This window comes from uncultured Sphingorhabdus sp. (assembly GCF_937872355.1).
Lineage (GTDB): Bacteria > Pseudomonadota > Alphaproteobacteria > Sphingomonadales > Sphingomonadaceae > Sphingorhabdus_B.
In genome coordinates, this window is the sequence record NZ_CALMSV010000201.1 from 1 (window position 1) to 11066 (window position 11066).

Below are 11066 nucleotides of genomic sequence, written 5' to 3' on the forward strand. Positions count from 1 at the left end.
CCGGAATACACCATCGCCTACACCGGAAATTACACCACGAGCGCGGACGCTAACCGGCACCGGCGCGTCAAGGACGGCGGGGCCCCACCATTTTGCCTCCCCTACGCTTGCACTTCGGTACGACAAAATCGTTGCCCCCACCGCCGCTTCGCGGTCGCCCATGCGGGCGATCCCTGACCCGCCGGCACCGCGCCCATCCGCCTTCCTCCTGTCGTCTCACCGAAAGATATCAGGAGGAAATCATGACTACACTTGGCAATCTTGAATCGAACTCGAACAGCTACTTCGAAGCACTCGCCACTGCCGAACGGCGGGCCTTGCACAGTTTCTTCGACCAGCACGTCGTCGAGGATGACGACCTTGGATACTTCGCTCTCGACGAAGGTGACTACAACGCCTTGCCAGCACATCTGGCCAGCCGTGTGGTGCATACGGTGCATGGCGGCATGCTCGACGAGTTCTGACCATCAAACATGGCGGGAGCCGGTGACGGTTCCCGCCCTTTTTTCGTGTTCGCAGGTGGAGGGCCTAGGCGTGATGTGGAGCGGGGCTGGTGACGCGCTCGGTCCCGCACCACCTGCGGCGGTGCTCCTGCGGGCGCGGTGTCTTTGTTCCGGGCCCCGCACGCGCTTGCGCACCGCGACCAGGTCGGACCAGCGCGCGCGGCAGGACCGACAGGTCCCGTTCCTGCCGCTTCACACATGGTCCTTTGAAGGTCCCTCTTGCGCAGGTGCGGTCCCTTGTTGAGGGTGTAGCTTCGACATGACCGCTTGCAGGCATTGGCCAATGCAAATGGTTGCTCACGCTCGTACAGCAAGGTTTGGGAATGACCATTGAGAAAGAACGGTCAGGATCACTGGTCACCACCCGCGCAATTGGAGACGGAGGCACACCGTACGCAGCGGGGCCGCCAATGTTCCATCAATGTTCTCAATCAGTTGCTGCGCAAATTTGGCGTGTGCACCGACCGATTTGACCGCAAATCGCGAATTGGATTCGCAAATAGGAGACAAATCACCTTAACCTAAGATATTGGAATAAATAGGGAACTTTTTGTTTTCCTACACCCCTACCGTGAATTACTGTGATCCTCACCTTCCGCAGGTCGAACCAGGCTTCTTCAGCACAAGGAGCTTGGAAAGATGCAACGTTACAGGGTCCTCCAGACCTACGTCCCGCCGCTGATCGCGGACTGGATTCTGGAGCAGTCTAACCTCCGCGAGACCAGCGTGAGCGTGGTCATTCGCGACCATCTGGTCGCCGCCTGGAACCGCGACAACGATCATGCCGACCGTCCCGGCGGGACCGATCCGGCCCGCCAGTTGGTGTTCCTCACCACCGCGCTCGATGCACTGCTTGCGAGCCATTCCGACGACACTCTGCGCAAGCGAACTCATGCCGCTTACCATCGCCGCCTCGCACAGCTCGGCTTCATTCCTTCGCGCGAAAAGGAGACGAGCAATGAAGAATAGCATCGTCAATTTCACGCGCGGCACCCAGCTTCTCGGGCACTTCGGTTTCATGTTCGCTGCGGGTTTCAAGCTCCCGCTTGTCGTCTCTGTTCTGGTCGTTCTGGCGACCGTCTGGTGGCGGGGCAGCAGTATGCTTACCGACTACCAGGCCTACCTCTTGTGGATGCATGTCTATGCCTCTGCCTATGGCTTCATGGAGTTCGATCCGGACAAGCTGGTGACCCTGCGGCTGCCGGATGGCGGGTTGGTTGCTTTTCCAATGGCAGTGGTGAGGGCCTCCCCGCCGATGCGCGAGGCCTGGACTCTGTTCTTCGCCACCGCAAAACAGGCCATGCTGCTATCTGCGCTCTGGCTCGCCCCGCTCCTTGCAGCCTTCTGGTGGGTCGCCGAGCACTTCGGCGAGCGTTCGAAACGAAGGCGCCCCCCGCGGGGGGCGCGGCTCGTTCCCCGGAGCGACCTTGAGCCCAATATCCCCCGGTACAACCGCCGCGCCCGCGCCCGCGAGTACGGCCGCGAAATGGGCTGGAAATGGCGCCTTGCAGGCGAAACGGCCCTGCGCGCTGCGGGTCTCTATACGCCCGCGCATATCGCCGGTGTCAGCTACCCGTGGCGGCAGGAGCAGGGTCACGCCATGCTCGTCGGAACCACCGGTATGGGCAAGACCGTGGCGCTCTTCGAGCTTGTCGATGAGATCCGCATGAGGGGAGAGCGCGCGGTCATTTTCGATCTCACGGGCGCCTTTATCGAGGGCTTCTACGAGCCCGATCGCGATGTCATCCTCAACCCGCTCGATACCCGCTGTCCGGCATGGAGCGTCTTCAATGATTGCACCACCAGCGCCGAGTTCCATGCCGCTGCGGAATCGCTTGTGCCGCATGATGGCGGCGGGGCGGAGCAGTTCTGGGTGCTCGGCGCTCGGACGCTCTTCGTCGAGACCTGTCTCAAGCTGCTCGAGAAGGGGAAGGGCACCAACGCGGCGCTCGCAAGCGACCTCATGAACGCCAATCTTCCTGACCTGCACAAGCTGCTCGAAGACACGATGGCGGGCCCAATGACCGATCCCCAGGCTGCGAAGATGGCTGAATCGGTGCGTGCGGTGTTCAACGTGAACGCCAAGGCGCTGCAATTGCTGCCCACCGAGGGCGAACCTTTTTCGATCCGAAATTGGGTCAAAGGCGAGGGCAAGGAAGGATCGTTCCTGTTCCTTTCAGCGCGCTACGCAGATCTTACCGTGCTCTCGCAGATGCTCACATTGTGGCTCGACACGGCGATCAACACGCTGATGACAGGGCGGACCACGCCCGACCTCAAATTGTGGTTCCTGATCGACGAATTGGGCGCGCTGCACCGGCTTCCCTCGCTCGAAAAGGGCCTGCAGACAGCGCGCAATTACGGCGGTGCGATCGTCACAGGTGTGCACGCCTTTGCCAAGCTCAAGGAGGTCTATGGAGAGAACATGGCGATGACCTTGTCGTCGCTCGCCAAGACCAAGCTCATGCTCGGTACGGCCGACCGCGAGACCGCTACCTGGTGTTCGGACTCGGTCGGCCACCGCGAGGTCCGCGAGGTCGAAGAGAACCAGAGCTATGGTCACAACAGCGCCCGCGATGCGGTGAGCCTGACAGCCCGCCGCGAAATCGCTCCCTTGTTGCTTCCCGATGAGTTCATGGGGCTCAAGAGCCTTGAAGGCTACATCAAGTTTCCCGAAGGACTTCCGACCGCACCGGTCACTCTAGAGCCCCGGCATTGGCCTCGCATTGCCGAAGGGTTCATCCCTCGCGCGATCCAACGACCCGCGAAAACGGTGGCCAAGCCGGTGAAAGTCGGACCGGACGAAGGGGAAGTATCCGGACAACGCGGCTGCGACGGCGACGATTCCGGTGAACGCCGTCGCCGCGACGACAAGCATCCCGGCCGGGATGCCGATGGCGACCAGCGGAAACGTCCCAATCGCAGATCACAAGGTCGCCACGCGAAGGGCAAATCGCAGGAGGTGACGCCGGACGACCAGATGTGTGCAGCACAGGACAGACAAGCTGCTGCAGAAGCCGCCAACAAGGGGCACCTGCCAGTTGATCAATCGACCGGTCGACAGAGCGAACTGCCACTCGAACCCGGCAGCCGCAAAGCGCCCAATGATCACGCCGCCGAGCGGTCAGAAAGGCCCGGCGTCAGTCCTCATCCGCATCCAGTCAAGGAAAGCAAAGAGCAACGCACTCTCGCCGATCACGAGCGACGACAGCGCGATCTTCTTGGAGGCGCGGCCCACGACAAGGAGAGGGATGTACCTGACCGTGACGAACCCGATGTGGGCGATATCGAGCCGGATATTTGATGCCCAAGCCAGTGCAATCAGTGCGTCTAATCGAGGGTTAGGGCCATGCTCTCGATCGCCAATGTCCGATCGCCTTCTGCTGCCGCCAGCTACTTTGCCGACGACAACTACTACGCCCGGGCCGATGCCGATCGTTCCGGGCAGTGGGTCGGCGAAGGCGCGAAATCACTTGGCCTATCAGGGCGCGTTGAGACCAGGCAATTCGATGCCTTGTTGCGCGGCGAACTTCCCGATGGCTCGAGCGTCGGCAATCCTGGACAGGCACATCGGCCGGGCACCGATCTGACCTTTTCGCTCCCCAAAAGCTGGTCTCTGTTGGCCCTGGTCGGAAAGGATGAGCGGATCGTTGCTGCCTATCGCGAGGCGGTAACAGAGGCGCTCACATGGGCCGAGAAGAATGCCGCTGAAACCCGCCTTGTCGACAGAGGCCAGATCAAGACCGTTGCGACTGGCAATCTCGCGGTCGGCCTTTTCCAGCATGATACCAATCGCAACCAGGAGCCCAATCTGCACTTCCATGCCGTCGTTGCCAATGTGACCCAGGGCAAGGACGGCAAGTGGCGAACGCTCAAGAACGACAGGCTCTTTGCGCTTGGCACTCTGCTCAACTCGATCGCCATGGCGCGCTTCCGGATCGCAGTCGAGAAGCTTGGCTACGAGACTGGCCCGGTTGGCAAGCACGGCAATTTCGAGGCTTGCGGGATCTCGCGCGATCAGGTGATGGCCTTCTCCTCGCGGCGGAAGGAAGTGCTCGAAGCACGCCGAGGTCCGGGGCTCGAAGCGGGCAAGATCGCGGCGCTCGCCACCCGATCGCCCAAGCAGCCGATCGAGGATCGCACGGTCCTGGGCGAGCAATGGCAAGCGGCTGCGAAGACTGTCGGCCTCGACCTGCCAAGACTGGTCGATACCGCCAAGACGAGAGCCAGCGAGCGCACCGCTGCCGACGCAAAGGGGCCCTGCCTGGCTGAGCGCGGCCTGGCGCTGCTCAAGGACTTTGCCGCGCGCATCAAGGGCAAGGAGCACGATCCTATCGTCTCGGAGCATGTTCTCAAAAGGGGGCCGCAAGAGATTGCAGCGTCCCAGGCCGTGGCTTCGGCAGTGCGCCACCTAGCGCAGCGCGAGGCAGGCTTTGCACGGGAGGACCTGTACAAGGCAGCGCTCGATTTTGGCCTGCCAACCACCATTGCTGATGTCGAGAAAGCAGTGCGCTCGCTGGTGCGTTCAGGGCATCTGCTGCGGGGCAAGGGCGAGCACAAGGGGTGGCTGGCAAGCCGAGAAGAGGTCGAGCGCGAGGCTCGGATTCTTGCATGGGCCAATGAAGGAAAGGGCGCTGTCGAACCCATTCTTGCCGAGCGGCGAGCCGACGCCAGTGTCCAGGCTTCCGCTCTCGTCAATCAGGGTTTCAAGCTCAATGAGGGCCAGCTGGGCGCAGCTCGACTTATCCTGACATCACGTGATCGGACCATTGCCGTGCAGGGTGTTGCCGGCGCTGGCAAATCGAGCGTCTTGAAGCCGGTCGCCGATGTGCTGCGCCATGAGGGTCACAAGCTGCTTGGCCTGTCGGTGCAGAACACGCTGGTTCAGATGCTCGAACGCGACACGGGTATCGAGGCGCAGACGCTCGCGAGTTTCCTCAAGCGTTGGAAACCGATCAGCGAGGCAGAGGGGCGGTCCAGCCTCGATCGCGAGGCACGCAGGGAACTTGGCGGCAGTGTCCTTATCCTCGACGAAGCCTCGATGGTCTCCAATGCGGACAAGGAGCAGCTCATCCGCATCGCCAATCGCGCCGGTGCCCACCGCCTGGTGCTCATGGGCGACCGTAAGCAACTAGGCGCGGTCGATGCCGGCAAGCCATTCGATCTCCTGCAGCAGGGAGGAATTGCTCAGGCGCAGATGAACACCAACCTGCGTGGGCGCGATCCCATCCTGCGCGAGGCACAGGCGGCAGCGCAGGCCGGGCTGGTCCGCACGGCGCTTGACCACCTCAAGCACAATACGGTCGAAGCCAAGGGGGATGGAGCGATTGTTGCTGCCGAGCGCTGGCTGTCGCTTCCGGCAGAAGAGCGGGAGCGGACCGCGATCTATGCTTCGGGTCGCAAGATCCGCGCCGCCGTCAACGAAGCCGTCCAGACTGGTCTTGCCGCAAACCGCGAGATTGGCCCCGAAAAGCTCGAACTTGAAGTTCTCGACCGCGCCAATCTTACGCGGGAAGAACTGCGATACCTCGCCGCCTACCGGCCTGGCATGGTGCTCGAGGTCGCCAAACTCGAACGCGCGCTTGGCCTCAAGCGCGGAGACTATTTGGTGCGCAAGGTCGACGACCGGAAAGGCATTGTCGAGCTTGAGGACAAGCATGGCAGGCTAAGCAAGCTCAACCCCTCTCGTATCGGGCACGCGGGGAAGGACGACAATCTTGCGCTATTCGACAGGCGCCATCTTGAGGTCCACCAAGGCGATCGCATCCGCTGGACTAGGAACGACCACCGGCGCGGGCTGTTCAACGCCGACCGGGCCCGGGTCACTCGTATCGAAGGCGATCAGGTCACTGTTGAGACGTCCAAGGGCATCGAAAAGAAGCTCGGGAAAGACGATCCGATGCTCAAACGCCTTGATCTGGCCTATGCACTCAATGCTCACATGGCGCAGGGCCTGACCTCCGATCGAGGAATTGCGGTGATGGATAGCCGCGAGCGCAATCTTGCCAACCAGAAGACCTTCCTGGTCACGGTGACCCGGCTTCGCGATCATCTCACACTTGTGGTCGACAGCGCTGCAAGGCTCGGTGCCGCTGTTTCCAAGAACAGAGGCGAGAAATCATCGGCGTTGGAAGTCACGGAGCGATTGAAAGCTGCTGCGCAGGTGGGGACCGGAAAAGCCATAGCTGAGAAGAGTCCCAAGGTTTTTGAACCCGAGCTCGCCAAAGAGCGCAACCGCTCGATGGACTTTGGGATTTGACGAGATGGTGGCCCAAGAATGGCCGCCTTGCGCCTCAGTTTCGGACATTCCAAGGCCAATTGGCTCCGCCTGAAAGCAGCCACCAAACAAATTTGCGCGATGAGCATTCGAGCTGCCTACCAGCTATAGGATCTACTGCGACAAACTGTGCGAAGTGGGCAACGCCAGGATTGGGATCGCGTCAGTTCTGCACTGCGTTTTCAAGCTTCTCGGTTCGACGGACGGTTACGCCAGGGCGTGGCTTTCTTTGTTGGCCCGTTAGGCCGTCAAACTCGATCAGCCCCTCATTCTTCATATCCACCAGCAGGTCTTTCAACTCCGGAAGGGTAACAGAGAAGCGCTGTTGGATGCGCCTTGCCAGCACCTCAAAAAGAACCACAGCTTCCCCGCCAATAAATTGCTCGCTCCACATGCGCGCCTTTCGCACTTCCTCGTGCCAATGAACCTTTGCAGTCTCTTCTGCATTGTGCGGCAAATCTTCGAAGAGTCCTTGTTGCCCAGTCGCGGAGATTGCGCGGTCCTTCGCTTCAATTCGGAAGAACTCCTCTGCGCTAAGGGCTGTGCGTTCAACTTGCCTGAATACTTCCAAGCCCTTCTGGTGCCGCGTGCCGTAGACGAGATAAAAATGCGACTTGTCCAGTTTGCGATGACGAATGCGGGCGCTAGCGACGTAGTCGAAACCGCATACCTCTTTCACTGCGGTTTTGAAGACCTCCAGAATGGCCTCTTCCTTAGAAAGGCCGTTGGACATCTCTTCGTCAATCATCTTGCGCCAAGGCAAGCCGCCGAAGGGCTTGTCATACGAAGCGCGTATTTCGGGACGTTCGTCCTCCACAAACCTTTTGAAATGCTCGTACATGAAGTTGATGAGCACCTCCCCCCGTTGTCTTAGGAGTGGAGCGATGCGGCTGAGGTCGATGCTCCACCCGGTTGGGTCTACAAACGTCAGTGCAAATGAGGAGCCAACGTAACGACGGACTTCCGGGATATTGTCCTCAAACGTGCCGTGGATGGCGCGGGCGTGAAGGTCCGCTGCGCCTCCAGCGGCGCCATTGAGGCGTTCGAAGGGCTCCGCCTCCTTCTCCACGAATACACAGCGCAAACACTTCGTTTTTCCGCGAAGGCGGAAGGACTCCCGAACCTCTCGGAGCTCCCTGATCGCTATGCCGAATGATGTGTCAGCAAACTCTTCTGACCTCGCCTCCCAAGGACCTGAAAAACCGTCAACGAATGTGAAGTCGTCCCACGCCGAGAGGATATTATAAGCGACTTTTTGCAAATAGCCTCGCAAGATAATGTGCTTGACGAACGTTTGCTCGCGATCGTGGTACTCTCGCGGCAGCACCGGAGGCTGAGCCATTAGTCAGCATTCTCCACCGCAGCCTTGAATTTTTGGGGGAAGTCGTTCCATTCTCGCCCGTCGAGTTTCCTTCCACCGTCCTTGGGCCTGAACCCACCCCATTGCTTGAAGAAGAAGGCGACGTCTTGCTCTATGCATTGGTCTCGCACCTCTCGAACCCAACGGGGATCGATTGGCCTTGCCCGCGGACCGCTTTCTCCGCCCACAATCACCCAGTCAATATTAAAGAGGTCCAATTCTCCCACCGGGCCGATCAATGGCTCAATCGACAGGAAACGCGCGCCCGCTTGCGAGCCTTGGAGGTGCAAAATTCGACTTTTAGCTTGGGCATCCTCGACTGAAACCCCGCACCAAATATGTTGAGGGCAGGGCCGATCTCGATACCGCTTTCGGAGGTACTTCGACATGAGAGAGCTGCGCTTCGACAGGAGCTGATAAACGTGCCAATCGGCCTTCTCCATCGTATCGAAAACTCTATCGACGTATTCGAACGGAACTGACTTGTGCCATAGGTCTGACATCGAGTTGACGAAGATCATTCGGGGACGTCGCCAGCCAAGTGGCTGTTCTAACCGAGCAGGTCTAAGTGTAAGGTCGAAACCGCTTTCGAACGGATGGCCCGGAACTCCACGGAACCGCTCAGAAAATCTTTCAGCGTAGCAGTTGTCACAGCCTCGACTAATCTTCGTGCAGCCCGTCACCGGGTTCCAAGTGGCGTCGGTCCATTCGATTGCGCTGTTGTCAGACATGATCTGCCTCCGAGAACATTCGTGGAACACTAGTGGCTAAGTAGTTCAAAGGCAAGGTGAGGCTTTGAGTCGCAGTGGCGTCTTCTGCTTATGGAGACGATCTAAACTTCCCTTTCGATTTCAATCTTTTCGACTAGCGGTCCTAGAGATATGGATTTGATCTCGCGGAGACCGCTTGGCGCCTGGATTTTTCAAAAGCGGTCCTTCTGTTAGCGGCCCACTTTCCGACATTTCACATAATGGCGGTTATCCGTCATTTTTCGCATGGGACCGCACCCGAAGTTGACTGACTGGCCGCACCAAACTGACAATTATTGAAGCAATTCGTCAAAGACTCTCATGGTAGTTTGGGTAGAGTGATAAGTGCAGAGATTTCAATATTTGGCCATTTTTCAATATTCTTAGGTGTAGGCAACAAAGCCCGAAACCCCAGCAGTCGAATGCCAATCAGGTTTTCACAATTTGTAATGCGCGAGGATGACGAAAGAATGAAACCGCAAAAAGGACACTTAACAAACGTTGGGTGCTTTGACACGCGAGCCAAAATCAAGGAATATTGAGTTGCGCCTTAGAGACTGTCATAATTTTGAAGATTTCCGCCGATTAGCGAAAAAACGTCTCCCTAGTCCCATCTTCCATTACATTGATGGCGCTGCTGATGATGAAGTGACATACCGCAGAAATAGCGCAGCATTTGAAGACGTGGACTTGGTTCCGAATGTACTAAGAGGCGTCGAACAAATTGATATGGGCGTCGAGGTGATGGGGCAAAAACTAGCCATGCCCTTCTATTGTGCTCCAACCGCGCTGCAGCGCTTGTTCCATCATGAGGGAGAGCGTGCTGTTGCAAGAGCCGCGACAAGATATGGCACTATGTTTGGGATCTCATCGTTAGCAACGGTTTCAGCGGAAGAAATCGCCCCGATCGCATCGGGCCCCAAAATGTTTCAGTTTTATTTCCACAAGGATCGCGACCTTAACGATACACTTTTGGAGCGTGCACGGGATGCAAATTTTGAGGTCATGGCTTTAACCGTGGATACAATAACGGGAGGAAATCGTGAACGAGACTTGCGCACCGGCTTCAAGTCTCCTCCAAAGCTGACTCTATCTTCCTTGGCTAGTTTTGCCTCCCACCCGATGTGGGCTTGGAATTTCTTGACGAAAGAGAAATTCGACATGCCCCATTTATCTGGTCACGTGGGACAGGGCACAAATTTGGCAGTATCCGTTGGAGACTATTTCTCCACTATGCTGGACCAATCGATGGGTTGGGACGACGCTGAAAAACTCTGCTCCCAATGGGGAGGGCAATTCGCTTTGAAGGGCATCATGAGTGTTGAGGATGCGCTACGAGCTGTCGAAATTGGTTGCACAGGAATTATGGTTTCCAATCATGGTGGACGTCAACTTGACGGCGCTCGTGCGCCTTTTGATCAGCTGGCAGAAATTTGTGATGCGGTTGGAGACAAGATTGATGTGATCTGTGAAGGAGGAGTGCAGCGCGGCACTCATGTCCTAAAAGCGCTTTCCGTGGGGGCAAAAGCGGTATCAGGAGGACGATTCTATCTGTATGCATTGGCTGCCTCAGGCCAAGCTGGAGTTGAACGCGCCCTTGGAAACATGAGGACAGAAATAGAACGAGATATGAAACTGATGGGAATAAGAAGTCTTGATGAGCTCGGTCCTCATAATTTGCGAACAAGAAGCTCGATAAATGCCGGTCATTAGCAAGCTATCGAGTGATTAAAGGGGCTTTGACCGGGACTCATAAGTACATTGTGGGTGGCATCTCAACAACGCCTGACCAAACCGCCCACGCGCAACCTAGATGGAATATCCGGAAAATAATACCTTTGAGACAGCAATAACTTTAGACGAATGCAGAGCTGCTCGCGAGGATATCGCCAACTATGCTGAAGACATTGCAAGCTTTCTCTTGGCCGATTTCTAGCTGTTTGCAGGGCTTTACGGCGGCACCAATATCTCAATTTAAGCCGATTGAAGGTGTGAATCTGTTGAAGTACGCGCAATGGGGCGAAGCCACGAAGGCATTGTGTTAGGTTTTCCAACTGGAATGTGTGGCAGATCGAATTTGTCGAAAATTGATCATTATGATCATACCTCCGTGAACGTGCTCTGAGTTAGCGTCCGCGCTCGTGGTGTAATTTCCGGTGTAGGCGATGGTGTATTCC

At 57.7% G+C, this 11066-nt stretch carries 7 protein-coding genes; 5 read left to right on the top strand and 2 right to left on the bottom strand.

Features of this window, described 5'->3' with window-relative positions; all coding sequences use genetic code 11:
* The first annotated feature begins 242 nt into the window (after positions 1–242).
* The 4 genes from Q0239_RS13255 (at position 243) to mobF (ending at position 6762) form a co-directional block, all read left to right on the top strand.
* On the top strand, positions 243–464 hold the full coding sequence (locus Q0239_RS13255; RefSeq protein WP_054588548.1) for a hypothetical protein: 222 nt from the start codon (positions 243–245) through the stop codon (positions 462–464).
* Between the two features lie 678 nt (positions 465–1142).
* Positions 1143–1472 (top strand): hypothetical protein, encoded by a 330-nt coding sequence (locus Q0239_RS13260; RefSeq protein WP_054588545.1) that lies wholly within the window; start codon positions 1143–1145, stop codon positions 1470–1472.
* Positions 1462–3807, top strand: a complete 2346-nt coding sequence (locus Q0239_RS13265; protein WP_298603641.1) for a type IV secretion system DNA-binding domain-containing protein — start codon at positions 1462–1464, stop codon at positions 3805–3807. Before Q0239_RS13260 ends, Q0239_RS13265 begins: the two co-directional genes overlap by 11 nt.
* 45 nt (positions 3808–3852) lie before the next feature.
* The gene (mobF, locus tag Q0239_RS13270) at positions 3853–6762 is read left to right on the top strand and encodes a MobF family relaxase (RefSeq protein ID WP_298603643.1); all 2910 of its coding nucleotides are present in this window, start codon (positions 3853–3855) and stop codon (positions 6760–6762) included.
* A gap of 181 nt (positions 6763–6943) precedes the next feature.
* On the opposite strand, the gene tcmP is transcribed toward mobF, so the two are convergent.
* Complete coding sequence (tcmP, locus tag Q0239_RS13275; RefSeq protein ID WP_054588542.1) at positions 6944–8122, bottom strand: three-Cys-motif partner protein TcmP; 1179 nt, start codon at positions 8120–8122, stop codon at positions 6944–6946.
* Entirely contained in the window at positions 8122–8871 is a 750-nt protein-coding gene (locus Q0239_RS13280; RefSeq protein WP_054588541.1) for a DUF5131 family protein, read from the bottom strand. The genes tcmP and Q0239_RS13280 overlap by 1 nt, the downstream gene beginning before the upstream one ends.
* A 519-nt stretch (positions 8872–9390) precedes the next feature.
* Here Q0239_RS13280 and Q0239_RS13285 point away from each other — a divergent pair.
* Positions 9391–10602 carry an alpha-hydroxy acid oxidase gene (locus Q0239_RS13285; protein WP_322787085.1) on the top strand — a complete coding sequence of 404 codons (1212 nt, stop codon included), beginning with the start codon at positions 9391–9393 and terminating at the stop codon, positions 10600–10602.
* Positions 10603–11066 lie beyond the last annotated feature (464 nt).